Raw genomic sequence first — 24,333 nt, forward strand, 5'->3', positions numbered from 1 at the left:
GCTTGTCGCCTAGCTGTGATGTACATGGATGTACAAATGCCGCGAGCGCAGGGATGCGCAAGAGCGGCCAACTCGAAATCCATAGGGTATAAACGGCTATGGAGTACTACCGATTCAATCCTTTGTTACTGCAGCTGTGCGGCCAGCAATGGCCAACGGGCATCAAAATCCTGCGTTGGACGGTAGCGGAATTCGGAGCGAATATAGCGCGACAGCATCCCTTCACAGAAGGCCAGGATCTGGCTTGCCAGCAAGGTCTCATCGACGATAAAGCCCTTTCCTTCCCGCAGCTTACGTTCCTTTAGCACCTGACGCAGTTGCGCTTCGATGCGCTCGAACAATTGGTTGATCCTGCCTTGCAGGCGATCTTGCTCAAACATCAGCGCGTGCCCGGTCATAATTCTGGTCAGGCCTGGGTTGCGTTCTGCAAACCCTAGAATCAACAAGACAATCAGGCGCAGGCGGCTAAAGGTCTCTTTTTCATCCTGCAAGATCAGGTTGATGCGCGTTATCAGACTGTCTTCAATAAACTCGATCAGGCTGTCGAACATCCGTGTCTTGCTGGGGAAATGCCGATAAAGGGCAGCCTCAGAGACACCAACGTTGGCGGCAAGCTTGGCTGTGGTAATGCGCTGGCTGCCGTCGCTGGATTCCAGCATCTGGGCTAACGCCTGCAATATCTCCTCACGCCGGTTCCTTTTGGTAACTTCTTTTTCTGCCATGTTTGATTAGACCCTTGCTAAAACGGCTTATCCCCTCAATCTCTTCGGGTATAGATTTGCGAAAACCCACGCACCGGCCGTTGCAGAGCAAACTCTGTGCGGCTTATATGATCGCTTTTTGTGCAGTGCTTGGGTTTATGGTCGTACAGACCATTATTCTCCGTGCGGTACTCTCAATTGCCAGATTAGCCGTGCCGTATTGCAAGCGGCACGGTTTCAGGCGCGAACAAAACCTATTGGCGGCCAGAGTGGCCGAAACCACCGGTGCCACGTTCGCTGCTATCGAACTCTTCCACCAGATTAAACTCGGCTTGCACCACTGGCACAAACACCATCTGTGCGATGCGTTCACCCGGCTCGATAGTGAAGGATTTCTGGCTGCGGTTCCATACGGATACCATCAGTTGGCCCTGATAATCGGAATCGATCAGGCCAACCAGGTTGCCCAGCACGACGCCGTGCTTATGGCCCAAACCGGAACGCGGCAGGATCACTGCGGCAAGACCGGTATCGGCGATATGAATAGCCAGGCCGGTAGGCAGCAGGGTGGTTTCACCTGGTGCCAGTTCAACCGCGCTGTCCAGACAGGCGCGCAGATCAAGACCGGCAGAGCCTGGGGTGGCATAGGTCGGCAATGGGAAGTCTTGACCGATACGTGGGTCAAGGATCTTAACATCGATTTTTTTCATCATAACGGCTGACTATCTCGTCTAGTAAACGTTGGCCAAGGAGTGCCTTATCGCTATGCGGCAGGCGCTTTTCTCCATCCTGCCAAAAAAGATGCAGGGCATTGGTATCACTGTTAAAACCGTGCTCTGCAAGCGATACATCGTTAGCGCAGATTAAATCCAGTTTTTTACGCAGGAGTTTTTGTCGTGCGTATTCTTCCACATTCTGGGTTTCGGCAGCAAACCCGACGACAAAGGGACGATTTTTGCTCATCGCGGCAACGCCAGCGACAATATCAGGATTCTTCACCATCTTGAGGATGATTTCATCACCCTGCTTTTTGATTTTCTCATCGGCAATCTGTTCTGCCCGGTAATCCGCTACGGCGGCGCAGCCGATAAAGATGCTCTGCTGTGCGGCCTGTTGCTGCACGGCTTGCTCCATTTCCAGCGCGCTGACGACATCGATACGGGTTACCCAAGCTGGCGTAGGCAGATTGACCGGCCCGGCGACCAACGTGACTTGCGCACCGCGAGCGGCGGCGGCCTGGGCGATAGCAAAACCCATCTTGCCGGAGCTGTGGTTGCTGATGAAGCGCACCGGATCCAGCGCCTCGCGGGTGGGGCCCGCGGTGATCATAATCTTTAAATGTTGCAGATCCTGTGGTGCGGAGAAATGGGCGTTAGCCAGTTCAACGATGGCCAACGGATCCAGCATACGCCCCGGCCCGATATCGCCACAGGCCTGGCTACCGCTGTCTGGCCCCCACAGCAGCAAACCACGCCCTTGCAGGGTCTGTAGGTTGGCCTGGGTGGCGGCAGCGCGGTACATCTGTTGGTTCATGGCCGGTGCCGCCGCGATCGGGGCAGCAGTGGCCAGGCAGACCGTGGTCAGCAGATCGTTGGCCATGCCGGCGGCAACGCGGGCCAGCAGATCGGCGGTGGCCGGAGCCAGGATCACCAAATCGGCCCATTTACCCAATTCGATATGGCCCATGGCGGCTTCTGCCGCGGGATCCAGTAGATCGTCGAAAACCGGATAGCCGGAAACGGCCTGTAGCGTCAGTGGGGTAATGAAGGCTTTTGCCGCACTGGTCATTACCACTCTTACCTCGGCGCCCCTGTCGCGCAGGCGGCGTACCAGCTCAGGGCATTTGTAAGCAGCAATGCCGCCACTGATGCCAAGCACAATATGTTTGCCGGAAAGTCCCGTCATCATGATTGTCCGATTGAAAACCGAAAGAGGCGGACATTTTAGCATAACCGCTGCCAGGTTGAGCGATTCTGCTGTGTATGCAGCCAGTTACATGCCAGTTTTCGTAACACTTCGCAATATTATCAATCACCTGTCGCGCGATGAAATCCCTCGTGACATGCTTTGGGTTGGCAGGGAGGTGGCAATGAGCGGTCAGGATATGTCGTTATGGCCTGGGGCGTTGGCACCCAGGGAGAAATTGATGCGTGATGGGGCGGCAGCCCTCTCCGATATGGAGCTGTTGGCAATCTTCTTGCGCACCGGCTTACCTGGGGTTCACGTCTCGCAACGGGCGGAACAACTGCTGGCGCACTTTGGTTCGCTGTATCACCTGATTTCGGCGGACTACGAACAATTTCGCAGCCAGAAAGGGTTGGGGATAGCTACCTATGCGCAATTGCAGGCAATTTCCGAATTGGCTTTCCGGCTGTTTTCCGGCCCCCATTTGCTGGAAAATGCGCTGCTGAATCCGAAAATTACCCAGCATTACCTGCACAGTTTGCTGACTCACCACGAGCGGGAGGTATTTTTAGTATTGTTTTTAGACAATCAGCACCGGGTTATTCGCCATCAGGAGATGTTTGCTGGTACCATCAACAGCGTCGTTGTCCACCCAAGAGAAATTGTGCGTGCGGCGTTGAAGGCTAATGCAGCAGCCCTCATTCTGGCGCATAATCACCCTTCGGGTAAGGCTGAACCCAGTCACGCCGACCGTCTGATAACCGAGCAAGTGGTTAATGCCTGCCGATTATTGGAGATCCGAGTGCTCGATCACTTGGTGATAGGCCGGGGTGAATGCGTCTCTTTTGCCGAGCGCGGATGGCTATAAGCAACTTTTTCGCGATCCTTGAGGGATCTTTAGCTGTTCGGGACTTGAGCACTTACGCTTCAGAGCGTATACTACGCCACCTTTGAGAATCTTGGGTTTGGCGTTAAGAGCCTATCTCAGCAGGTTTCCAACCTGATGTGAGGTTTCTGACCTGATGACGAGAGTCTCCTCAGTATGAAGTTTGCTGAGATGGGCTCTAAAAGCCTGACGAGGCGGCCATACCCTATACGAAGCTCGAGCTGATTTGATTTTTGGAGAATAAGACATGTCACGAGTCTGCCAAGTTACTGGCAAGCGCCCGGTGAGCGGTAACAACCGTTCCCACGCAATGAACGCGACCAAACGCCGTTTTCTGCCTAACCTGCACTCACACCGTTTTTGGGTTGAGGCTGAGAAGCGCTTTGTAACTCTGCGTGTATCTGCTAAAGGTATGCGTGTTATCGATAAGAAGGGTATTGAGACGGTCTTGGCCGATCTGCGTGCCCGTGGTGAGAAGTATTAAGGAACTGCATCATGGCTAAAGGTGTTCGCGAGAAGATCAAGCTGGTTTCTTCTGCTGGTACTGGTCACTTCTATACCACCACGAAGAACAAGCGTACTAAGCCGGAAAAATTGGAACTGAAGAAATTCGATCCAGTTGTCCGTCAACACGTGATCTACAAAGAAGCTAAAATTAAATAATTTTAGTGGATTAATAAAAACCCGCCTCGTGCGGGTTTTTTTTTAGGTATAAAACGCAGATAACGCAGAGAGGGAGCCTGAGATGCCTGAATTACCAGAAGTCGAAACCAGCCGCCGCGGTATTGAGCCTTACCTGGTTGGCCATAACATCCAGTATGCGGTGGTACGTAATGCCCGCCTGCGTTGGCCGGTCTCCGAGCAGATCCTGGCATTGAGCGATCGGCCAGTGCGCAGCGTACAGCGCCGCGCCAAGTATCTGTTGATAGAGCTGGATCGTGGCTGGATTATCGTGCATCTGGGGATGTCCGGCAGTTTGCGCATGCTGGCAGAGGAAACCGAAGCGGGTAAGCATGACCATGTCGATCTGGTGATGAGCAACGGCTTTATCCTGCGTTATACCGACCCGCGCCGTTTTGGTGCCTGGCTGTGGTGTGACGACCTCTCTACCAGCAACGTGTTGGCTCATCTTGGCCCTGAGCCCTTGGGTGAAGAGTTCAATGGCACCTACCTGTACGAGAAGTCCCGCAATAAACGCACGCTGATCAAGCCTTGGCTGATGGATAACAAGCTGGTGGTTGGCGTGGGGAATATCTATGCCAGTGAATCGCTGTTTACCGCCGGGATCCTGCCGGATCGTCAGGCGGGATCCTTGACCAAGGCGCAAGCGGATCTGTTGGCAGAAACTATCAAGGCGGTGCTGCTACGTTCGATTGAACAAGGGGGAACCACGCTGCGTGATTTCCTACAGTCGGACGGTAAGCCGGGGTATTTTGCGCAGGAGTTGCAGGTGTATGGCCGGGCAGGTGAACCTTGCCGTGTGTGCGGCACTCCGATCGAGAGCGCCAAACACGGGCAGCGCAGCACCTTCTTCTGCCGCCGCTGCCAGCATTGATTACTGTGCGGCGAGCTTTTCCATCAGCGCTTTGGTGACGACATCCGGCAAGAAGGGAGCGATGTCGCCGCCATGGCGTGCCACTTCCTTCACCAGCGAGGAAGAGATAAATGACCACTGCTCGGAAGGCATCAGAAACACGCTTTCCAGTGTTGGCATCAGATGGCGGTTCATGTTCGCCAACTGCAATTCATATTCAAAGTCGGACACCGCACGCAGGCCGCGTATCAGAATATTGGCGTTCTGATGGGCGGCAAAGTGCGCCATCAATTCGCTGAACCCCAACACTTCGACGTTATCCAGATGAGCGGTTACCTGTGTGGCCAAGGCAACGCGTTCTTCCAGCGTAAACAGCGGCTTTTTGCTCGAACTGGCGGCAATGGCCAGGATCACGTGATCAAACATCAGTGAGGCGCGGGTGACCAGATCCAGATGGCCGTTAGTCATTGGATCGAAGGTGCCTGGGTAGATGGCTTTGCTGCTCATGATTTACTTCCCTGAATAGTTGCGGCCGAATGCCCACAGTGCGGCATATTTATTGAAAGTATATTGCGCGTTGACCACGGCCAACAGCAAGCCCTGTTTGCCGTCGAGGAAGCCGGCCCGCAGCAGCCAGGTTTTGCAGAATGCACCCAGCGTGTGGGTGAGGATCGACAGATAACCGCAGCGCTTGCCGGCCTGGTGGCGTTGGATGGCCCACTGCTCGGCATAATGCAGCTGTTTGCGCTGGAAGGCAAAAAAGTCACGGCAGGTCAGGTGCAGCAGATCGCCTGATAGCGGGACGACTTTGGCACCATGGGTGTTGAGGGATTCATGGACCAGATCGTCGTTGTAGCGATAGCACTGATTGGCATACAGCCGGTTGACCCGGTCGGGATACCAGCCGCTGTGGCGCATAAAGCGGCCTAGAAACAGGTTACGGCGGCCCAGGCTGTAGACGACGTTGTCGTCGGCGTTAGCTAGCACCTGTTCGATGGAATGACGCAATTCTGGCGTGACGCGCTCGTCGGCGTCGATCATCAAAACGTAATCCTGAGTGGCGTAGCTTTGCGCTTTCTGGCGTTGTTTGCCGAAGCCTTGCCAGTCGGTGTGGGTATAAACCTTGGCGCCCAAGCTTTCGGCCAACGCGACGGAGCCGTCGCTGCTGCCGGAGTCGAGCACGATGATTTCATCGGCCCAGGCGACCGATTGCAGGCACTCGGTCAGCAACTCGGCTTCGTTTTTGGCGATCATCACTACCGACAGACTGTTACGGTGGCTCATTCAGTGGCTCCGTGGCGGCAGGTGTGGCTCCAGCAGCTGTAGCAGGCGTTGCAACGCCCCCTGGTTCTGGTACAGCACTTCGACCGCGTGGCGGCCGTAATAGCGGCGATAATCTTCATCGGTCAGCAGCGTTTCAATTTCTTTCACCAATGAGTCGACGTCGCTGATGGTGATCATCCCGCCTGCTTCGGAGAGTTTGGCGCAGATATCTTTGAAGTTGAACGTATGTGGTCCCATCAACACCGGAATGGCATGAGCGGCCGCCTCCAGTGGGTTATGACCACCGCGCTCAACCAGGCTGCCGCCGACAAAGGCCAGATCGGCAATGCCGTACAGCAGCATCAGCTCACCCATGGTATCGCCAATCACCACTTGCGTGCTGCCGGAAGGAATTTCGCCGCTGCTGCGAGTTGTGTAGCTGAAGCCTGCTTTTTGTGTCAGTTCTTTGGCGGTTGGGAAGCGTTCCGGGTGGCGTGGTACCAGGATCAGCAACAGGTCAGGATGTTTCTCCAGCAATCGGCGGTGCGCTTCCAGCAGAATGGTTTCTTCACCTTCATGGGTACTGGTGGCGATCCACACCTGGCGGCGCGGTGCCCATTGGCGGCGCAGCGTAACGGCTCTGGCAGCCAGCTCTGGCGTCACGGAGATATCGAACTTCAGGCTGCCGGTAACGGTCAACTGTGAGCGCTTCAGGCCCAGTTCAATAAAGCGTTCGCCGTCTTCCTGATTTTGCGCAGCGATCAGGGTAATGCGGCGCAGGATATCACGGATAAAATTGCCGGTTTTCTTATAACCAGCCGCCGAGCGTGCGGAAAGACGCGCGTTGGCAATCACCAGCGGGATTTGGCGCTGATGCAGGGCGTTAATCAGGTTTGGCCACAGCTCGGTTTCCATAATGATCACCAGCTTGGGATCCACCTGATCGAGGAAACGACGCATGGAACCGGGCAGATCGTAAGGCAGATAGACATGATGCACATCTTTGCCGAAAGCGGATTGCACCCGTTCGGAACCCGTTGGCGTCATTGTGGTCACAGTAATCGGCAGATAAGGGTAACGGTGGCGTAGGGCGCGCACCAATGGGATAGCCGCCAGGGTTTCGCCAACAGAAACGGAATGCAGCATAATGCCGCCCGGTACCACTTTCCCGGCGCAGAAACCATAGCGTTCCGCCCAACGTTTACGGTAGGCTGGTGCTTTACGGCTGCGCAACAGTAAGCGGAGCCAGATCAGGGGTTGGATAAGGTAGAGTAGTACCTGATATAAACGGAGCAGCATTCTATCAATTTCATTTATATGGGTTATCCAGAATAGTACCATAACCGGAAGGGAAAGGCGCTAGCTTGGTGGCTCGGTGGTCAGGTTGGGACAACAGGCGAGAGCTGTCGCCGATAGGTTTGCAATGAAGAATATTTTAATTATCCGCCGCGACAATATTGGCGATCTCGTTTGTACCACCCCGCTGATTGAAGGGGTGAAAAAGGCTTATCCTGACGCTAACCTCTACCTGCTTATCAATAAAGTCAGCCAGGATGTGGTGAAGAACAACCCGCATCTTGCCAAGGTATTTGTTTATAAGAAGGCCAAACACAAGGCCAAGAATGAAACTACCCTGGGCGTCTATTTTGAACGGCTGATGATATTTTTGCAGCTGAGAAAAATAAAGTTTGATGCGGCTATTCTGGCCAATCCGGTGCCGTGCAAATATAGTCTGCGGTTGGCAAAAATGGCCGGGGTCAAAAATATCATCGGTGCGGATCTGGGCACCAGTGAAATTCATCACCCTTTCCGCGCAGCGGATTTTCACGGCAAGCATCAGGTGGAGCACACCTTCAGTTACCTGTCTGCCATCACCGATCGATCCATTGCCATTCCTCCGGTGAAGGTTTTTCTCACCCCGGAAGAACAGCAGCAAGCACAACAACGTTTGCACAGCTTGCTCCCTCCTGTTGAGCGGGTGTTTGCCGTGCATATCAGCAGCCGCAGCCCCAAACGGCGCTGGCCCATTGAGCGCTATGCCGAGATCATCAACCGCCTGATTGCCGATCCCACTACCGGCGTGCTGATATTCTGGTCGCCGCAGGGGACGTTAACGCCCGACGATATCGGCGATCAAAAGCGGGCGGAACAGCTGTTGGCCGGTTGCCAGAATGAGCGGGTAGCGCTTTATCCAACGGCCTCGGTACGTGAGCTGTTGGCCGGTTTCGATCTTTGCGACCGGGTGCTGTGCAGTGACGGTGGGCAGATGCACTTAGCCGCAGCATTGAATAAAAGCATGGTGGTATTCTTCGGCGATACGGATAAGGAGTCCTGGCATCCGTGGAGCGGGCAATATCGCATCCTGCAAACCGAGTCGGGTGATTGCGTCGATGTTACCGTCGATGAGGTGTGGCAGGAAATACAGGCCTTGAATTAATTAAACAGCCAGGCAGGGTAACCCTGCCTGGGTTTATTTTTTTAACGCCAGATACTGTTGGCAAATAGGTTCCAGGCCATAGCTCAGCAGTTGCTGGTGGTTAATCTCCGGCGGTTGGGCATAAATTGCTGCCATTTTCTCTGCCAGTGACGTTTCATTCAACTCTGCCAGCGCATGGCTCATACCGGCTTTTTCCAGAATTTCCTCAGGTCCACCAGGGCAGCGGGTGCTGACCACTGGTGTGTCGCACAACAGCGCCTCTACCAACACATTACCGAACCCCTCACTGTCTGAACTGAGCACCAGCATCGCGGCATGTTTGATCAGCGGATAGGGATTGGCCTGAAAACCGAGGAACAGTACGCGATCGCTGATGTTCAACTCAACGGCGAGGCGTTTAACTTCGTCTATTTGCGCCTGATTGCCGGTGCCGATCAGCGCCAACGGGGCCTGGATACCGGAAAGGGCATAGGCTTTCAGCAGGCGATCGTGGCGTTTATGTGGGTGAAAGCGGCCCACGTGTACCAGATAGTCTTTGCCTGCCAGTTCGCACGGCTCTGCCGCCTGCTGCTCGATGGCGGCGATATCGAAAGGGTTGTTGATCACGGCCAACCGGTTGGGTGCAATGCCCAGATTTTGCTGAAGGTCGCTACCCACCGCTTGCGAGACGGCAACGATATTCTGCCGCTGGTAGACGCCTGCCACCTTACGGCGCTTCAGCCAGCGATCGAGGCCGGTACGGTGGCCAAGGTAGGAAGTGGACAGAATGCCGTGGATGCAGAACCACAGCCGGCTGCTATCCAGCACTTTGCTGTGGCTGACGATGCGATCGGTCTTATGCAGATTGGAAAACACCAGATCGTAGCGGCCATGCTGCTGCTCGTTGGCGGTCACCGCACGATCCAACATCGCTGCGCGGCGTGCGAGCTCGGTCAGTTTACGCCAAGGCGATCGGCAGTTGTCACTGAGCACCTGATAATCAATGCCGGTGGGGATTGGGTAGTTGCAGACGTCCCGCAATGAGATCAGGCTGACGTCATGCCCCAACTGCTGCATGCCCTGGCACAGGGTCAGTACCACCTTTTCCGCTCCGCCGCCCGGCAGGCCGTCGATAATCATCAGAATGCGCATAGTTAGTCCAGCAGTCGGTTATAAAGCGATATGAGCTGTTCCGAGAGATGTGCTGGCGTAGCTGACATGATGCGCAGCCGCGCAGCCTCTCCCATGCTCGATCCCAAGGCTTGTCGTGGCAGTGCCCGGATAGCGTCGGTGAGGGCGCTGACATCCAGAGCATCGCAGACGAAGCCGTTTTGCCCTGGAGTGATGAACTCCGAGCCACCGCAGGTGGTGCTGGTGATCACCGGCAGCCCGCATGACATGGCTTCCAGGATCACATTGGGGAACGGATCGTACAACGTTGGCAGCAGCAGGCCATCGGCGGCCTGGTAGAACGGCAACGTCTGTTTCTGTACGCCCATGAAGCGCACCCGGTCACCACAACCCAGCTTTTGTGCCAGCGAGCGGTAACGCTTTTCTGCTTTGTCTTTACCGACCACCAGGAGATAGCTGTCGGTAGCGGCTACGGCGCGGATGGCGGCCGCCAGCCCTTTACGTTCAAAGCCTGAACCGACAAAGATCAGACAGTGTGCCTGTTGCGGGAGCTGATATTGCGCCCGCAATTGCTGGCGTTGCTGCTCGTTCGCCGGTAAAAATTTCTGATTGTCGATGGCATTGTAGATCACCGTAATCTTATCGGCCGGTACGCCGAAATCGGCGATGATTTCGCGTTTGATCATCTCGGCGTTGCAGATCACCGCTTTCAGCTCTGGCGCGGCATACATGGCACGTTCGGCACACATCACATAGCGGTGATAGCGGTTGGAGAACAGCCATTTGCGCCGCCACTCCGGCAACAGGCGTGCCCGTTGCAGCAGCCAGCGGCGGTGGACACCGTCACCCGCGCGATAGATATCACAGCCGGGGATGCGTTCATGGCTTTGTACCAGGTCGAAGCTCTCTTTCTGCCACAACGCTCGAGCCGCTTCGGCAAAACCGCGCTCGCGGCTGATGCGGCCGAACTTCATCGGGTTGCACAGGTGGATGTGCCAGGTAGGATTGGCGTCCCCCAGCCATTCGCGGGTGATGACGTTCAGATCCAGATCTTGTTGCTCCAGCGCCTCCAGGGCGCGGGAAACGAAACGTTCTGCCCCGCCATCCGGGCGGTATTTTTGGCGGACAATCGCCAGGCGAAATGCTTTCATGCAAGCGTGCTCCGCGCGGCTGCAATCACCACGTCTGTAGGTATAAGGTCCAGGTAGCGCTCATCGGTACCGGTATCAATGGCATCCGGGTCTGGCAGATTGCCGTAGTCCCCGGCCCAAATCACCTGGCCGATAACCTGCCAGGGGCGCCAGAATACCAGTTTGGATGGCCCGAACAGCGCCACGCAGGGGGTTTGTAATGCCGCCGCCATATGCATGGGGACGGAGTCCACCCCGATAAACAGTTTGGCATGGTCGATCAACGCTGCCAACTGACGCAAAGTTAACTTCCCGGCCAGAGAAACCACCCCTTGCTGTGGGCACTGTTTCACTATCTGCGCCACCATATGCTGCTCTTTGGCATCCGGCCCCGAGGTGATCACCAACTGGTGCCCTTCGGCCTGCAATGCGCTGATGGTGGCCGCCATTTTTTCTTCGCTCCAGCATTTAAAAAACCAGCGCGAAGTGGGTTGTACCACGATATAGCTACCGGTGACGCCATTTTGTTGCAAAAGCTGGTGGCTGGTCTGCCAATCTTGTGGGCTGTAACTCATGGTGACCTGCTGACTTAGGCCAGGTAAACCCAGTGGTTGCAGCAGTGACAGATTCTGTTCCACGGTATGCAGATGCTCGTGCCCGGCGACGGGCACTAACTGAGTGTGGCAATGACGCCACAAGAAACCACGGCGCTTGGGAAAATCGAACCCCAGGCGGATGCGCGCACCGGTGAGACGAGTAATCAACGCGCTGCGCCACTGGTCGGCCAGGTTGACCACCAGATCGTAGCGTTGCGCTTGCAACTGGCGGATCAGATGCAGTTCATGGCCGAGGTGCGCCTTGGTGCCCTGTTTTTTCCACTGGCGATCGATGGCAAATATTTGCGACAGCGCCGGGTTGCTCGCCAACATCTCCTGCGTTTCTTTGTACAGCAGGATGTCGATCTGGGCGTCGGGGTAGTTCTGCCGCAGCGTATTGATGACCGGCGTGGTCAGCAGCATATCGCCATGATGGCGCAGCTTGACGATCAGAATACGCTGTATTGGCGTGGCAGAAACAAGGGCTGGCGCGTCGTTCATAGTGAGTCGCTTTCAGGGAAACCAATCTTTGATTCTAAATGACCCGATCGCATGTGGCTACTGTTGCTCGGTTTTCTTGCCTGCGAACAAAAAAATAATGGCAGAGGGTGACAATTACGGCTCAATGTTGTCCAAACGAGGCGATAAAGTCGTTTGCCCTGATGAATGGGGCTGCGTAACATAATGTAAATCTGTGGCTATCAGGCTCTTAACGTATGACTAAACCGGCGTTTCTTATCACTATTGATACCGAAGGCGATAATCTGTGGCAGAACCACGATCGTATTTCGACCGAGAACACGCGTTTCTTGCCGCGCTTTCAGGCGCTGTGTGAAAAATACGCCTGCAAGCCGGTTTATCTGACCAACTATGAAATGGCGGTGGATGCGCAGTACGTCGAATTTGCCCGCGATGTGATAGCACGCGGCACCGGCGAGGTGGGAATGCACCTGCACGCCTGGAACAGCCCGCCGCTGACGCCGCTTACCGATGATGACTGGCGGCATAAGCCCTACCTGATCGAGTATCCGGCCGATCAGATCCGCGCCAAGGTCGATCATATGACCAAGCTGCTGGAAGATACCTTCCAGACCAAGATGCTCAGCCACCGTGCTGGGCGCTGGGCGTTTAATGAGTTTTATGCTTCATTGCTGATGGAGTATGGCTATCAGGTCGATTGTTCCGTCACCCCGCGTGTTAACTGGCAATATTCGCCAGGCAACCCGCAGGGCAACGGTGGCACCGATTATCGCCATTTCCCTTCACAGGCCTACTTTATCGACCCGGCCAATATTGCCCAACCCGGCCATTCCCGTTTGCTGGAAGTGCCGATGAGCATTCAGTATAAACACTCAGCGCTGATGAATACGCTTAAGCAAGGCTATGATCGCCTGCGGGGTAAAAAGCGTTCGCCGTCGGTACATTGGCTACGCCCTGCCGGTAACAATCTGGACAAGATGAAGCTGGTGGTTGAGCGCTCTCTGGCGCAGGGGCACGATTACGTCGAGTTTATGCTGCACTCCTCCGAGTTTATGCCGGGAGGCAGCCCGACGTTCAAGAACGAGCAGGATATTGAGGCGTTATATCGCGATTTGGAGCAGCTGTTTGCCTGGTTGCAACAGCGCACGGTTGGCATGACCTTGGCTGAATACTATCAACTTAAAGTGAACTAACATGTCGAAAAAATGGAAAATTAAGGCCGCCGACTGGTTCTTGCGGCGCTACACGGCAAAGCACGGCCGTTTCCAGCCGCCTGCGACTTTCGACAGCCGTCTCCAGTTCGAGAATATCGTGATTTATTCCACGACGGCGCTGGGGGACTTTATGTTCAATACCCCGGTGTTAAGAGCAATGCGTGAACGTTATCCGAATGCGCATATCACGCTGGTCGTGCATCAAAAGAATAGGGAGCTGGTAGAAAACGGCCGCTATTACGATCGCGTGGTGTATTGGAACAGTAAAATAAAGACCCTGAGGCCGCTGTTGAAATCGTTGCGTGAGCATCAGCCTGATTTGGCGCTGATCATGCACTCGCATCTGCCCTATGACATTATCAGCGCCATTATGGCCGGGGCCAAATATGTCATCAGGGATAACTACAGTTCGGGTATCTGCGGGCTGGAGCCTTGGCTGACCAACTATGTGTTCCATTATTACGGCCACTTTATCCGCCGTAAGCTGGAGCTGGTTTCCATTCTGGGTTGCCGCAGTAACGATCCGACCATGGAGATACCGGCGCCTTATACGCCAGGCATTAAAAATCCTGATTTCTGCACCATTGGTTTCCAGCTCGGCGCTTCGACAGAATCGCGCTGCTGGCCGGTAGGGCACTTTGCCAAACTGGCGGATATGCTGGTTGCTCGCTATGACAATATGCGTTTCGTATTGATTGGTGCACCGATGGAAGAGGGGAAAGCCCAGCAGTTCCAGCGGCTGATCAATGCCAACACTCAAGCCTGCGTTGATAACCAGATCGGCAAGACAGGGTTGCAAGGGGCGCTGACGCTGATTAGCAGCCTCGATGTGCTGGTGACCGGAGACACCGGGCCGCTCCATCTGGCGGTGGCCTTGAAAACCAAGACCATCAGCCTGTTTGTCACCGCCGATCCCCGCTCAACCGGGCCGATCCAGGATCACGACCTGCACCGCATTATTCATCAGTCACGCACGGGTTACACGATGCCATTAGAGGCGGAGGGCCCGGTGGGCGTGATACAGCCGCAGCGGGTTTATGATGAGATCGTCGCTCACGTACCGTTGAACCCTTGAGGGAAGAAACGCATCGGTTACCCGGTGCGTTTTAACGTTTCTTCAGCCACCAACGGATTTTCGACAGGCAGTGGTCTACGCGTGCGAAACGCATCTGGTAGATCTTCTTGCGAGGCACGTCGCTGTTGCTACATACCGCAGCCGTTTGGCGGAGGATCTTCAGGGTTGCTGGCTCATAGCGGTAATAGCCGTAGACTGCCTTCGACATGGCCTTTACCTCAGAAAATCCGTTGGCGAGCATCAAGGCGGCCAACTGGCGTAAAGGTTCATCACCGCGATGAGCCTCGACGAATCGCAGCATCTTCTGCATGGCGAACAGCATATCTTCAATATCTTTGGCTTTGATATTACGAGTGATCCCCCGGTCATTATCCCGATATAAGTAGAGCTGGTGGTCGAGGTGAGCGATTTGCCGGGTTTTGAAATATTGGAACGGGGTGAAGATCACGTCTTCATAACGCCGGCCGTTTTCGAAAGTTTCTCCAGCCAACAGAGTACGCCGGTAAACCCGGCTCCACACGTGCCACATTGAGTGGGCAAACAGCGGCTTCAGACTGGCCAGGCCGTGCCGTTCCAAATCGTAAATGCTGTAGCGTATCTCGCTATTGGCGGACGGTACTGGCGGGCTGCCAGAGAATTTCTGATAGTTGAAATCAATCAGGTCATCTCTGCCTGCAAGTAACAGCGGGCGCAGGATTGCCAGGTAATCGCTGCTCAGCAGATCATCACCGTCCAGGAAAGCAACATAGCGCCCGCTGACGTGTTGCAAACCGACGTTACGGGCGTTAGCCACGCCGCCATTTGCCTGAGTAATGAATTTGCTAAGCGGGTGCGGTCTTGACGCCAGAAATTGGTTCACCAAGGCCGCAGAAGTATCGCTTGAGCCGTCATCGATAATCACCACTTCAATATCATCGGTAATCTGATTGAACAACGAGCTCAGGCAGGCGATAACAAAATCTTCATTGTTGTAAATCGGCACGATAAAGCTGAGCAGGGGCGACGAACTCATATTGCCGGTTCCTGACGTTTTTTCACCGACAGTACGCTGGTGATGATGGCCAGGCAGAAGATTGCCGTGCCTTCCGTACTGAAGAAAATGACGTCGCTTAACCCATAAACAAACAGGCTGAAGGTCACCCCCAGCATCAGCGCATTTCGATACGGCTTAAATGCGGAGATAAACAGACCGATGTAGAGTGCCAATAAAAACAGCGTTCCCCAAATGCCTTTGAGCGAATAGGTTTCCAGCAGTTCATTATGCAGATGCACGTTGATATAAGGCATCACACCGTACAGGCGTGGTTCTTGAGCAACGATAGCGAGGATCTCTTTCCCACGCTGTTCCGCCGATTGCCCCAACAGGGCCTCTGACCCGGTACGGATCGCGATGGTTTGCATTGTCAGGCGGGAAATGATCGAGTTATCCACTTGAGGCTGATCGATCATTTGCAAATTGGCTTTGAAATCGTTAATCCGTTGCTCTATCTGTGCCTTGAAGGCGAAGCCACAGGCTAACAGTAATAAAGGGACCGCAGCGACGAGCTGGATCTTATGTTTGCGGGTCACCAGATCTTTGGTCGCCAGCAGCGACAGACAGATCGCTACGGGGTACACCAGTATGGCTGCCCGCGTCCCGGTGAGGATGATGGTAGAGAAGGTGAGTAAGAAGCCAAGCACATACAGCGCAATGCGATATCGGGTCCGCAGCATCAGTATCGCCTTCATCATCACCAGGCTGATGGCGGTCATCAGATAGGCAACGACGGTGGCACGGTCGAAGTTAAGCTCCACGCGCGGGATATCTAACTGTAGACCCTGATACAGCGCATAGCCATTGACGGCCAAACCGCACCCCAAAGCCACGACAATAAAGGCGCGCTGCATGCAAAGCCGCTCATTTAACGCGATCAACAAAATAAACGCGGTTGCAATTTGCAGCTTCCCGGTCGACATATACGAGCGGTAAATATTGATATATTCGCCAGGCTGCTTGAAATGGTTCATCCAGAAAATCGTCCCCATGCCCACGCAGAAGAACAGCACCGGCAGGATCAGATTTCTTTTGTTTTTCAGGAAGTACCTTAAGTGCAGGCAAACGGCAATAAAGGAGATGTAGCTGGCAACGTAAAACAGGTTACGCCCCGTGTCGGAGCCAAACGGAATAGTACAAAAGGCAATGGCACATCCCAGATAGATCAGATAACTGAATACGGGGTGCGGTGCTGTTTCTTTAAACATGAAGAGTGGTTTCCGACTCACATTACGGTTAGGCAATAAAGGATTGCAGCCTGTCATCGAATTCGCTTTTGAACAGATCATAGCTGAAATGCTGAGCGGGATACTGTCGGGCGTGCTGGCTCATACTGTTATAGGTTTCCGCTACCAGTAATTTCTCTACGGCATCCGCACAGTCGATATGCGACAGCAGCTTCGGCGTGACCAGGCTATCGGTGACTGGGTCGTAAACCTCATGCGGGAAATCGACCTTGATACCGGTTAACTGCTGGTGCTCTTCAATGGTCACCGTTGGCGTCAAGCCAATGCCGCAGTAGCCGTCTTTCACCGCTTCCGGCTGGCCATCGACCATCGGGAAGATCACCGGTACGCCAAAATACAGCGATTCCATGCAGGATAGGCCGAACGGTTCGGTGATCGGCGTACTCATATAAATTTGTGTGCGGTTGAAGAAATCCGCCACGTTGTCCTGAAAGCCGCTAAAGGCCACCCGCTCACCGAGTTGAAGTTTGTCCGCCAGAGCTTCAAATGCTGCCCGATCTGGGCCTTTGCCCGCAATTTCCAGGTAAACGTCGTGCCCACGGCGCAGTAGTTCCTGCATCATCAGCAGAGAAACGCTGATGCCTTTCAGACTCACCAGGCGTGAGGCGGTCCCAATCCTGATCGGTTGGGTCAATGACTTCGGTGCCGCATTGATGCCCGCAGGCGTTTTGATGCGGTTGATCACCACCGGGTTCGGACAAGGCAGATTAAAACGCAGCTCCATCACCCGTTTTGAGGCATGGGAGGCCGAAATCACGCCGTCCAACATGGCGAAGAAGCGCAACGTCTTGTGATTCTTGGCATAGCGCCATGAGCAGCCATGATCGTAATAAACTAGCTTGCCCCGCTTGGGCTTAGCCGCCAGCCCTGGGATCAGATCCCAGACAATAATCACGTCGGCGTTGGCCCGTTCGATTTTTCGTTGCAGCAGGTATTTGCGCAGAAACTGAGGGCAGCGCAAAGGGAGCGAATTGAACAGCCGGTTGGCAAAGGTAACTGGCTGATTCGGCATCTGTTGGCGGATCTCTTCGCCCACTTCACCGCTGATGCAAATGACCTGGTTACTGCCGTCGCTGGTATCATTGATGTATTGCAGGAACAGGCGTTCAACCCCGCCCATCTTGCCTAAATTGATAATATGCAGCTTTTTCATCAATCGATAACCTTTTGCAGTTCTGTCCAAACGGCGTCGGCGGTAAGGGTGGCCATGCTTTTTTCCGGTGAAATCAGCGAGTGCTGATTTTGCCCATAGCCGCCAATCAGCCCGGGATCGGTCGGGCCGAACAGGGTGATATTAGGGCGATCCAGCGCAGCGGTCAGGTGACTCAGCCCGGTATCCACCGATACCACGGCCTTTGCTCCGGCCAATACTTCCGCCACCTGTTGCAGGCTGAGTTTTGGCAACACCTCGACGTGTGCAAATCCTTCCGCCAGCCGTAAGGCGCGTTGGCGTTCGTGCTCTGCGCCCCAGGGCAGTTTGATTTTCATTCCGCTCGGGGCGATTAATGCAATGAGTTCGCGCCAGTTTGGCTCCGGCCAGTGTTTTTCATCCCGCGTGGTGGCGTGCAGAAATACCAGATAGTGCCCGGCATCGGCTGGCGGTTGGCTGAGAAAGCGCGCGGCAATCGCGTAGTCACCCGTGCTCTGCGGTTTTTCATATCCCAGGCTTTTGGCAAACAGCTCACGTATACGTTCTACCGCATGCTGCTGCTTGTCGATCTCATGGCGATGATTATAGAACCAGCTGGCAAAAGGCTCACGGACGCTTTTGCAGTCCAGGCCGTGCTTGCTGCCGTGCGCGATACGGGTCACTAGCGCCGCGCTCTTGATCAGGCCCTGAGCATCGATCACGATGTCATAATTGCGTTCCTGCACCTGACGTTTGAAGTCGCAGCGCTGTTGGCGCGCTTCGCTGCCAAACCAGTTTTTGCGCCAGCGGCGAATGGCCACCGGGATCACGCGATCCACTGCCGGATGCCAGGTTGGGATCTGGCTGAACCCTTCTTCCACTACCCAATCGAAGCGGATACCGGGGATGGCCTGCATCGCGTCGGTCAAAGCCGGCAGCGTATGGAGCACATCCCCCATCGAAGAGGTTTTTACGATCAGCACCTGCATGATTATTCCTCGCTGGCGGCTAGTAACGGCGTCAGCGCGTCCAACACCTGCTGTGGCTGGATGTCGATCAGGCTCTGGTGATAACCCTGGTCGGCATCGCCTTTGCGTACTTTGTGGTAGCCACTGATCAGGCGGATCACCTTGGCCTGATGGGACAACGGCGGGGTGAAATCCGGGCTGCTTGGGCCGTACAAGGCTATCAGAGGTTTGTTCAACGCCGCTGCAACGTGCATCAGGCCGGAATCGTTACTGACCACGGCCCGGCAGGAGGCCAACAGGATCACCGCCTGCTCGAGCTGGGTTTCCCCGGCCAGGTTGAAGCAGAAGTCGCGCGACTTCTCCGCCAATGCGGCACGGATTTGCTCACCAGCTTCATGATCTTTGGCCGAACCAAACAGGGCGATTTGATAGCCAGCGTCGATCAGCATCTGCGCCAGGGTGGCGTAGTGGTAATGCGGCCAGCGTTTGGCTGGGCCGAATTCGGCTCCCGGGCAAAAGCCGATAATGGGTCGGTGATCGGTGAGATTAAACGCCGAGGTGGTTTCGGCAATCTCTTCGTCACTGACCTGCAACTGCGGCCAGAGTATCGGCTGCGGCAGATCTTCGGCGCATTGTATCCGCTGCTTGTCATAGGCCAGCGCGACGTAGCGTTGCACCATCAGCGGGAATGCCGCTTTATCCAGCACGCGGATATCGTTGAGCAGGCCGTAGCGCATCTCGCCGCGCCAGCCGGTACGCTGCGGCACGTTGGCGAAGAAGGGCACTAGGGCAGACTTGAATGAGTTGGGCAGCACATAAGCGCGGTCATAACCATTCGCCCGCAGCGCATGGCCAAGACGGCGGCGTTCGCCCAATGCCAGGGCACCGTGGCCTAGCGGCATCGCCAACGCCTGGTTGACTTCAGGCATCCGCGCCAGCAGGGGACGGCACCAGGCAGGTGCCATCACATCGATTTCTGCTGACGGGTGCTCGGCCTTCAGGGTGCGGTAGAGACTTTGCGACATCATCATATCGCCAACCCAAGAAGGGCCAATGACCAGTATTTTCATACCGTTATTCAGTTCCTTCAGCGCTTAAGCGGGACGATTCAACCAGGCCATATATTCTTTGACGCCTTCGGCTACGGTTTTGAACGGTGCGTCATAGCCAGCAGCGCGCAGCTTGGTTTGGTCGGCTTGGGTGTAAGCCTGGTAGCGGCCTTTCAGCTTCTCCGGGAATTCAATGTATTCCACGGCACCTGACTGGTGATATTCCACCACCGCATCGGCCACGGCCTGGAAGGTTTCTGCACGGCCGGTACCGCAGTTGAAGATGCCGGAAACGCCGTTCTGCCAGAACCACAGGTTGACCGCTGCTACGTCACCGACGTAGATAAAGTCGCGTTTGAAGTTTTCGCTACCGGCGAACAGTTTTGGATTTTCGCCGCGGTTGATCTGGGTGTTCAGGTGGAATGCCACGCTGGCCATGCTGCCTTTATGGCCTTCACGCGGGCCATACACGTTGAAGTAACGGAAGCCACACACCTGCGAATCCGCTTCTGGCAGGATCTCGCGCACGTATTGGTCAAACAGGAATTTGGAGTAGCCGTAAACGTTCAACGGTTTTTCAAACTGGCGCTCTTCGATAAAATCTGAGCTACCACCGTAGGTGGCGGCAGAAGAGGCATACAGGAACGGGATCTGACGATCCAGACAGTAATGCAGGATGTCTTTGGAATACTGATAGTTATTATCCATCATGTACTTGCCGTCCCACTCGGTGGTGGAAGAGCAGGCACCTTCATGGAAAATGGCGTCGATTTCACCCAGATCGTCACCGGCCATGATGCTGGCGATAAAGTCTTCTTTATCGGTATAGTCAGCAATATCAAGGTCAACCAGGTTAACGAATTTGGTGCCGTCTTTCAGGTTGTCCACCACCAGGATATCGCGATATCCGTTTTCATTCAGTGCCTTGATGATGTTGCTGCCAATCATGCCAGCGCCGCCAGTGACGATAATCATTGGGTTTACCCCTGTGTTCTTCCCGGTGGCGCACAATGCTCCACCCTATATGCTGCCTATAATAGCATTTCATGCCATTGGGAACATCGGGACGGCTCTTAATATCCCGTGCAGTTGACCTAAGCGAGGGTTTGCCGTGATATCTGCTGCAATTTTAAGATTCTCTGTGGCAGATTGTCGTCAGTTTGTTAACAAAGCAGTAAAATATGCCGAAAATGCCCCTATCCTGGAGATGACCGAATGTCTGCGTCTTTTTACCAGCAACTGGAACAACAGCTTGCTACCACTCGTGCCGAAGGGCTGTTTAAACATGAGCGCATTATTACTTCCGCTCAGCAGGCCGATATCTCGGTGGCCGATGGCCGCCAGGTAATCAATTTCTGCGCCAATAACTACCTGGGGTTGGCGAACCATCCAGAGCTGATTGCGGCGGCGAAGGCCGGGATGGACAGCCATGGTTTCGGTATGGCGTCGGTGCGTTTTATCTGTGGTACGCAAGATAGCCATAAGGTGCTGGAACAAAAGCTGGCTGATTTCCTGGGTATGGAAGACGCGATCCTCTACTCCTCCTGCTTTGACGCCAACGGCGGCTTGTTTGAAACCCTGCTTGGCCCGGAAGACGCGATTATTTCTGATGCGCTGAACCATGCTTCGATCATTGATGGCGTGCGCCTGTGCAAAGCCAAGCGCTACCGTTATGCCAATAACGACATGGGCCAGTTGGCTGAGCAATTGCAGCAGGCCAAGGCGGACGGTGCACGGCACATCATGATCGCCACCGACGGGGTGTTCTCTATGGATGGCGTGATTGCCAACCTGAAGGGCGTATGCGATTTGGCTGACCAATACGATGCGTTGGTGATGGTCGATGATTCTCACGCGGTGGGTTTTGTTGGCGCAAACGGGCGCGGAACGCATGAATACTGCGAAGTGATGGATCGCGTCGATATCATTACTGGCACCTTGGGTAAGGCGCTTGGCGGTGCTTCCGGTGGCTATACCGCAGGCAAGAAAGAGGTGGTGGAGTGGTTGCGCCAGCGTTCACGCCCTTATCTGTTCTCCAACTCGCTGGCTCCGGCGATTGTCGCGGCCTCGATCAAGGTGCTGGAACTGCTCGCAGACGGGGACGCGCTGCGCGATCGCCTGTGGGCCAATGCCCGTCTGTTCCGCGAAAAAATGACCGCAGCAGGCTTTACGCTTGCCGGGGCCGATCACGCCATCATCCCGGTGATGTTGGGTGAAGCAAAACTGGCGCAGGATTTCGCCAACGCACTGCTTAAGGAAGGCATCTACGTTACTGGTTTCTTCTACCCGGTGGTGCCGAAAGGTCAGGCACGTATCCGCACCCAGATGTCTGCCGATCACTCACCAGAGCAGATTGAACGTGCCGTTGAGGCGTTTATCCGCATCGGTAAGACGCTTGGCGTGATTGCATAAGGTAATTCAATGAAAGCATTAGCAAAACTGAAAGCGGAAGAAGGTATTTGGATGACCGATGTGCCTCAGCCAGAGCTGGGCCACAACGATGTCATGATTAAGATCCGCAAAACCGCGATCTGCGGTACCGACGTGCATATCTATAACTGGGACGAATGGTCGCAGAAAACCATTCCGGTACCGATGGTAGTGGGGCACGAATATGTCGGTGAAGTGGTTGCCATCGGCCAGGAAGTCAAAGGCTTCAGCATTGGCGACCGCGTTTCTGGCGAAGGGCACATCACCTGTGGCCACTGCCGTAACTGCCGTGGTGGCCGTACGCACCTGTGCCGCAATACCACCGGCGTGGGCGTCAACCGCCCAGGTTCATTTGCCGAATACCTGGTGATCCCTGCGTTTAACGCCTTCAAAATCCCGGACAATATTTCGGACGAGCTGGCCTCGATCTTCGACCCGTTTGGCAACGCCGTTCACACCGCGCTCTCCTTCGATCTGGTTGGGGAAGACGTGCTGGTGTCTGGCGCAGGCCCAATTGGCATCATGGCGGCGGCGGTATGTAAACACGTTGGCGCACGCCACGTGGTGATCACTGACGTGAACGAATATCGACTGGAGCTGGCACGCAAGATGGGTGTGACCCGTGCGGTCAACGTTAGCAAGGAAAACCTGACGGACGTCATGGCCGAATTGGGTATGACCGAAGGGTTTGACGTGGGCCTGGAAATGTCTGGTGCGCCACCAGCGTTCCGTTCGTTGCTCAATGCCATGAACCACGGCGGCCGTATCGCGATGCTGGGGATACCACCTTCAGATATGTCCATCGACTGGACTCAGGTGATCTTCAAGGGGCTGTTTATCAAAGGGATCTATGGCCGGGAAATGTTTGAAACCTGGTACAAGATGGCGGCCCTGATCCAATCCGGTCTGGATCTGACGCCGATCATCACCCACCGTTTCTCGATTGACGAGTTCCAGCAGGGCTTTGACGCCATGCGCTCCGGGCAGTCGGGCAAAGTGGTGCTGAGCTGGGATTGATGTGATACCCCTCTCCCAAAGGGAGAGGGGACTTTACGTGCCACATATTGACGCCTGTACCTGACTTTAACACGGGCGCAGCATGCGGCGCCCCTACTCAGAGCCACATTACCTGCCAACGACGCTGAACTGGCTCCCTCTCCCTGTGGGAGAGGGTTGGGGTGAGGGGAAAATGGGTTACGGTTTGGTTGGCGTTGAACCCACCCAGTGCTGCCAATGGCGTTTGATCACCACCACAACCGGCGACTGTGCCACGCTTTCTGCAATGATCCCCAGCGCATGGCTGGCGTTCACGCCTTCCTTCGGCAATTTAACCTTGCACTGCTTGATGGCACCGGTAAACGGATTTTTCGGCTGCGGTTTGTTTGGCTTGGAAGGTGGCACATAGCCGCTTCCGCTTTGCTGTGGCTCGTTGAGCAGCGAGCTGGGTTTCACCAGCACGATGTCCGAGGGGAGCGTAGCCAGCATTTGTTGCAGCACTTTGACCGTCGCCGGGCGCGGGTGGCCGATGGCGATAGCCGATCCGTTGCGGCGTGCCAGCTCGACGGCACGATTAAACTGACGGCGGATATCGTCCGGGTTGGCGGTATCGTCGAGGAACACCTTGCGTTTGATCACCTTCACACCGGTGCCTGCCGCAGCGCGCGTGGCCTGACTATTACCGATGGTCATGCTGTCGAGGAAGTAGAGATGGTAGCTTTCCAGTGCCTGCATGACCTTTTCCATACCCGGTAGGCTGGAGGTCATGGCGCTGCCCATATGGTTATTCATCCCCACCGCAAAAGGCACGTTATTCACCGCGTTACGGATGATACGCTGCACTTCTTCACTGCTCATGGTGGGTTGTAAGGTATCGCGCTCCAGCGGTTGTTTGCTGAGCGGGGCCATCGGCATGTGGATCAGCACTTCGCGCCCTTGGCTATGGGCTTTGGTGGCCATCAGATGGGCGTGAGGCGCGTTGGGCAGTACCGCAACGGAGATTGCCGTCGGCATTTGCAGTACGGCGTTTTCTTCATGTGGGCGATAGCCGACATCATCGATCACGATAGAGAGCTTGCCAGCCTGTGCGGCACTAGCGAACAGCAGCGCACTCAGTAACAGGGCAGTACGCGTTTTGGTGTAGTACAAA

25 protein-coding genes are annotated in these 24,333 nt (G+C 55.1%); 9 read left to right on the plus strand and 16 right to left on the minus strand.

Annotated elements, in window-relative coordinates; translation table 11 throughout:
* Window positions 1-125 precede the first annotated feature (125 nt).
* The 3 genes from slmA to coaBC all read right to left on the minus strand — a co-directional run bounded on the left by slmA (window position 126) and on the right by coaBC (window position 2,609).
* Window positions 126-722 (minus strand): nucleoid occlusion factor SlmA, encoded by a 597-nt coding sequence (gene slmA, locus U869_RS0116360; RefSeq protein ID WP_025121329.1) that lies wholly within the window; start codon window positions 720-722, stop codon window positions 126-128.
* 233 nt (window positions 723-955) lie between these two features.
* On the minus strand, window positions 956-1,414 hold the full coding sequence (gene dut / locus U869_RS0116365) for a dUTP diphosphatase (RefSeq protein WP_037408615.1): 459 nt from the start codon (window positions 1,412-1,414) through the stop codon (window positions 956-958).
* Window positions 1,392-2,609 carry a bifunctional phosphopantothenoylcysteine decarboxylase/phosphopantothenate--cysteine ligase CoaBC gene (coaBC, locus tag U869_RS0116370; protein WP_037408616.1) on the minus strand — a complete coding sequence of 406 codons (1,218 nt, stop codon included), beginning with the start codon at window positions 2,607-2,609 and terminating at the stop codon, window positions 1,392-1,394. The genes dut and coaBC overlap by 23 nt, the downstream gene beginning before the upstream one ends.
* Window positions 2,610-2,790: 181 nt before the next feature.
* On the opposite strand from coaBC, the gene radC reads away from it, so the two are divergent.
* The 4 genes from radC (at window position 2,791) to mutM (ending at window position 5,047) form a co-directional block, all read left to right on the plus strand.
* Window positions 2,791-3,474 (plus strand): DNA repair protein RadC, encoded by a 684-nt coding sequence (gene radC, locus U869_RS0116375; protein WP_025121332.1) that lies wholly within the window; start codon window positions 2,791-2,793, stop codon window positions 3,472-3,474.
* 265 nt (window positions 3,475-3,739) lie between these two features.
* Window positions 3,740-3,976, plus strand: coding sequence for a 50S ribosomal protein L28 (rpmB, locus tag U869_RS0116380; RefSeq protein ID WP_004931195.1), 237 nt, complete (start codon window positions 3,740-3,742; stop codon window positions 3,974-3,976).
* An 11-nt stretch (window positions 3,977-3,987) separates the two neighbouring features.
* The gene (gene rpmG, locus U869_RS0116385; protein WP_004392084.1) at window positions 3,988-4,155 is read left to right on the plus strand and encodes a 50S ribosomal protein L33; all 168 of its coding nucleotides are present in this window, start codon (window positions 3,988-3,990) and stop codon (window positions 4,153-4,155) included.
* Between the two features lie 82 nt (window positions 4,156-4,237).
* Window positions 4,238-5,047: a bifunctional DNA-formamidopyrimidine glycosylase/DNA-(apurinic or apyrimidinic site) lyase gene (mutM, locus tag U869_RS0116390; protein WP_025121333.1), complete on the plus strand. Its 810-nt coding sequence runs from the start codon at window positions 4,238-4,240 to the stop codon at window positions 5,045-5,047.
* On the opposite strand, the gene coaD is transcribed toward mutM, so the two are convergent.
* Genes coaD through waaA form a run of 3 tightly spaced genes read right to left on the minus strand, consistent with a single transcriptional unit; the run spans window position 5,048 to window position 7,588 of the window.
* Window positions 5,048-5,533 carry a pantetheine-phosphate adenylyltransferase gene (gene coaD / locus U869_RS0116395; RefSeq protein WP_025121334.1) on the minus strand — a complete coding sequence of 162 codons (486 nt, stop codon included), beginning with the start codon at window positions 5,531-5,533 and terminating at the stop codon, window positions 5,048-5,050. It lies immediately after the preceding gene.
* Between the two features lie 3 nt (window positions 5,534-5,536).
* The gene (locus U869_RS0116400) at window positions 5,537-6,310 is read right to left on the minus strand and encodes a glycosyltransferase family 2 protein (RefSeq protein ID WP_025121335.1); all 774 of its coding nucleotides are present in this window, start codon (window positions 6,308-6,310) and stop codon (window positions 5,537-5,539) included.
* Window positions 6,311-7,588, minus strand: coding sequence for a lipid IV(A) 3-deoxy-D-manno-octulosonic acid transferase (gene waaA, locus U869_RS0116405; protein ID WP_025121336.1), 1,278 nt, complete (start codon window positions 7,586-7,588; stop codon window positions 6,311-6,313). It abuts the gene before it with no gap.
* A gap of 124 nt (window positions 7,589-7,712) precedes the next feature.
* Here waaA and U869_RS0116410 point away from each other — a divergent pair, with 124 nt between their 5' ends.
* The gene (locus U869_RS0116410) at window positions 7,713-8,726 is read left to right on the plus strand and encodes a glycosyltransferase family 9 protein (RefSeq protein ID WP_025121337.1); all 1,014 of its coding nucleotides are present in this window, start codon (window positions 7,713-7,715) and stop codon (window positions 8,724-8,726) included.
* Between the two features lie 33 nt (window positions 8,727-8,759).
* Here the strand turns inward: U869_RS0116410 and U869_RS0116415 are convergent, their stop codons facing one another.
* From U869_RS0116415 to rfaQ, 3 genes are read right to left on the minus strand one after another with little or no spacing between them, the layout of a single operon-like run.
* Window positions 8,760-9,857: a glycosyltransferase gene (locus U869_RS0116415; protein WP_025121338.1), complete on the minus strand. Its 1,098-nt coding sequence runs from the start codon at window positions 9,855-9,857 to the stop codon at window positions 8,760-8,762.
* Window positions 9,858-9,859: 2 nt separating this feature from the next.
* Complete coding sequence (locus tag U869_RS0116420) at window positions 9,860-10,987, minus strand: glycosyltransferase family 4 protein (protein ID WP_025121339.1); 1,128 nt, start codon at window positions 10,985-10,987, stop codon at window positions 9,860-9,862.
* The gene (rfaQ, locus tag U869_RS0116425) at window positions 10,984-12,063 is read right to left on the minus strand and encodes a putative lipopolysaccharide heptosyltransferase III (protein WP_025121340.1); all 1,080 of its coding nucleotides are present in this window, start codon (window positions 12,061-12,063) and stop codon (window positions 10,984-10,986) included. The genes U869_RS0116420 and rfaQ overlap by 4 nt, the downstream gene beginning before the upstream one ends.
* Window positions 12,064-12,278: 215 nt before the next feature.
* On the opposite strand from rfaQ, the gene U869_RS0116430 reads away from it, so the two are divergent.
* Together U869_RS0116430 and U869_RS0116435 are read left to right on the plus strand one after the other, a co-directional pair.
* Window positions 12,279-13,235, plus strand: a complete 957-nt coding sequence (locus U869_RS0116430) for a polysaccharide deacetylase family protein (RefSeq protein ID WP_025121341.1) — start codon at window positions 12,279-12,281, stop codon at window positions 13,233-13,235.
* 1 nt (window position 13,236) lies between these two features.
* On the plus strand, window positions 13,237-14,331 hold the full coding sequence (locus U869_RS0116435) for a glycosyltransferase family 9 protein (protein WP_025121342.1): 1,095 nt from the start codon (window positions 13,237-13,239) through the stop codon (window positions 14,329-14,331).
* Window positions 14,332-14,362: 31 nt separating this feature from the next.
* Here U869_RS0116435 and U869_RS0116440 read toward each other — a convergent pair whose 3' ends face one another.
* From U869_RS0116440 to rfaD, 6 genes are read right to left on the minus strand one after another with little or no spacing between them, the layout of a single operon-like run.
* Window positions 14,363-15,343 (minus strand): glycosyltransferase, encoded by a 981-nt coding sequence (locus tag U869_RS0116440; protein ID WP_025121343.1) that lies wholly within the window; start codon window positions 15,341-15,343, stop codon window positions 14,363-14,365.
* Window positions 15,340-16,572 carry an O-antigen ligase gene (locus U869_RS0116445; RefSeq protein WP_025121344.1) on the minus strand — a complete coding sequence of 411 codons (1,233 nt, stop codon included), beginning with the start codon at window positions 16,570-16,572 and terminating at the stop codon, window positions 15,340-15,342. Before U869_RS0116445 ends, U869_RS0116440 begins: the two co-directional genes overlap by 4 nt.
* A gap of 28 nt (window positions 16,573-16,600) precedes the next feature.
* Window positions 16,601-17,764: a glycosyltransferase gene (locus U869_RS0116450; protein WP_025121345.1), complete on the minus strand. Its 1,164-nt coding sequence runs from the start codon at window positions 17,762-17,764 to the stop codon at window positions 16,601-16,603.
* On the minus strand, window positions 17,764-18,729 hold the full coding sequence (gene rfaC, locus U869_RS0116455; protein ID WP_025121346.1) for a lipopolysaccharide heptosyltransferase RfaC: 966 nt from the start codon (window positions 18,727-18,729) through the stop codon (window positions 17,764-17,766). The genes U869_RS0116450 and rfaC overlap by 1 nt, the downstream gene beginning before the upstream one ends.
* A gap of 2 nt (window positions 18,730-18,731) precedes the next feature.
* Window positions 18,732-19,778, minus strand: coding sequence for an ADP-heptose--LPS heptosyltransferase RfaF (gene rfaF / locus U869_RS0116460; RefSeq protein ID WP_025121347.1), 1,047 nt, complete (start codon window positions 19,776-19,778; stop codon window positions 18,732-18,734).
* A 24-nt stretch (window positions 19,779-19,802) separates the two neighbouring features.
* Window positions 19,803-20,732, minus strand: a complete 930-nt coding sequence (gene rfaD / locus U869_RS0116465; protein WP_025121348.1) for an ADP-glyceromanno-heptose 6-epimerase — start codon at window positions 20,730-20,732, stop codon at window positions 19,803-19,805.
* 240 nt (window positions 20,733-20,972) lie between these two features.
* On the opposite strand from rfaD, the gene kbl reads away from it, so the two are divergent.
* Both kbl and tdh read left to right on the plus strand, forming a co-directional pair.
* Window positions 20,973-22,169 carry a glycine C-acetyltransferase gene (gene kbl / locus U869_RS0116470; protein WP_025121349.1) on the plus strand — a complete coding sequence of 399 codons (1,197 nt, stop codon included), beginning with the start codon at window positions 20,973-20,975 and terminating at the stop codon, window positions 22,167-22,169.
* A 9-nt stretch (window positions 22,170-22,178) separates the two neighbouring features.
* Window positions 22,179-23,204, plus strand: coding sequence for an L-threonine 3-dehydrogenase (tdh, locus tag U869_RS0116475; RefSeq protein WP_021181859.1), 1,026 nt, complete (start codon window positions 22,179-22,181; stop codon window positions 23,202-23,204).
* Window positions 23,205-23,381: 177 nt separating this feature from the next.
* Here tdh and U869_RS0116480 read toward each other — a convergent pair whose 3' ends face one another.
* Window positions 23,382-24,332 carry a divergent polysaccharide deacetylase family protein gene (locus tag U869_RS0116480; RefSeq protein ID WP_025121350.1) on the minus strand — a complete coding sequence of 317 codons (951 nt, stop codon included), beginning with the start codon at window positions 24,330-24,332 and terminating at the stop codon, window positions 23,382-23,384.
* Window position 24,333 lies beyond the last annotated feature (1 nt).

Source organism: Serratia sp. H1w, from assembly GCF_000633355.1.
Lineage (GTDB): Bacteria > Pseudomonadota > Gammaproteobacteria > Enterobacterales > Enterobacteriaceae > Chania.

Excerpts from the sequence above, each read along its gene's own strand:
- U869_RS0116400 (WP_025121335.1), bottom strand. The coding sequence starts at position 6,310 with ATGAGCCACCGTAACAGTCTGTCGGTAGTGATGATCGCCAAAAACGAA.
- U869_RS0116415 (WP_025121338.1), bottom strand. The coding sequence starts at position 9,857 with ATGCGCATTCTGATGATTATCGACGGCCTGCCGGGCGGCGGAGCGGAA.
- rfaC (WP_025121346.1), bottom strand. The coding sequence starts at position 18,729 with ATGCAGGTGCTGATCGTAAAAACCTCTTCGATGGGGGATGTGCTCCAT.
- coaBC (WP_037408616.1), bottom strand. The coding sequence starts at position 2,609 with ATGATGACGGGACTTTCCGGCAAACATATTGTGCTTGGCATCAGTGGC.
- slmA (WP_025121329.1), bottom strand. The coding sequence starts at position 722 with ATGGCAGAAAAAGAAGTTACCAAAAGGAACCGGCGTGAGGAGATATTG.
- radC (WP_025121332.1), top strand. The coding sequence starts at position 2,791 with ATGAGCGGTCAGGATATGTCGTTATGGCCTGGGGCGTTGGCACCCAGG.
- rfaD (WP_025121348.1), bottom strand. The coding sequence starts at position 20,732 with ATGATTATCGTCACTGGCGGCGCTGGCATGATTGGCAGCAACATCATC.
- U869_RS0116430 (WP_025121341.1), top strand. The coding sequence starts at position 12,279 with ATGACTAAACCGGCGTTTCTTATCACTATTGATACCGAAGGCGATAAT.
- coaD (WP_025121334.1), bottom strand. The coding sequence starts at position 5,533 with ATGAGCAGCAAAGCCATCTACCCAGGCACCTTCGATCCAATGACTAAC.
- U869_RS0116445 (WP_025121344.1), bottom strand. The coding sequence starts at position 16,572 with ATGTTTAAAGAAACAGCACCGCACCCCGTATTCAGTTATCTGATCTAT.
- U869_RS0116410 (WP_025121337.1), top strand. The coding sequence starts at position 7,713 with ATGAAGAATATTTTAATTATCCGCCGCGACAATATTGGCGATCTCGTT.
- rfaQ (WP_025121340.1), bottom strand. The coding sequence starts at position 12,063 with ATGAACGACGCGCCAGCCCTTGTTTCTGCCACGCCAATACAGCGTATT.
- U869_RS0116440 (WP_025121343.1), bottom strand. The coding sequence starts at position 15,343 with ATGAGTTCGTCGCCCCTGCTCAGCTTTATCGTGCCGATTTACAACAAT.
- rpmB (WP_004931195.1), top strand. The coding sequence starts at position 3,740 with ATGTCACGAGTCTGCCAAGTTACTGGCAAGCGCCCGGTGAGCGGTAAC.
- U869_RS0116420 (WP_025121339.1), bottom strand. The coding sequence starts at position 10,987 with ATGAAAGCATTTCGCCTGGCGATTGTCCGCCAAAAATACCGCCCGGAT.
- waaA (WP_025121336.1), bottom strand. The coding sequence starts at position 7,588 with ATGCTGCTCCGTTTATATCAGGTACTACTCTACCTTATCCAACCCCTG.
- tdh (WP_021181859.1), top strand. The coding sequence starts at position 22,179 with ATGAAAGCATTAGCAAAACTGAAAGCGGAAGAAGGTATTTGGATGACC.
- rfaF (WP_025121347.1), bottom strand. The coding sequence starts at position 19,778 with ATGAAAATACTGGTCATTGGCCCTTCTTGGGTTGGCGATATGATGATG.
- U869_RS0116435 (WP_025121342.1), top strand. The coding sequence starts at position 13,237 with ATGTCGAAAAAATGGAAAATTAAGGCCGCCGACTGGTTCTTGCGGCGC.
- U869_RS0116450 (WP_025121345.1), bottom strand. The coding sequence starts at position 17,764 with ATGAAAAAGCTGCATATTATCAATTTAGGCAAGATGGGCGGGGTTGAA.
- mutM (WP_025121333.1), top strand. The coding sequence starts at position 4,238 with ATGCCTGAATTACCAGAAGTCGAAACCAGCCGCCGCGGTATTGAGCCT.
- kbl (WP_025121349.1), top strand. The coding sequence starts at position 20,973 with ATGTCTGCGTCTTTTTACCAGCAACTGGAACAACAGCTTGCTACCACT.
- rpmG (WP_004392084.1), top strand. The coding sequence starts at position 3,988 with ATGGCTAAAGGTGTTCGCGAGAAGATCAAGCTGGTTTCTTCTGCTGGT.
- dut (WP_037408615.1), bottom strand. The coding sequence starts at position 1,414 with ATGATGAAAAAAATCGATGTTAAGATCCTTGACCCACGTATCGGTCAA.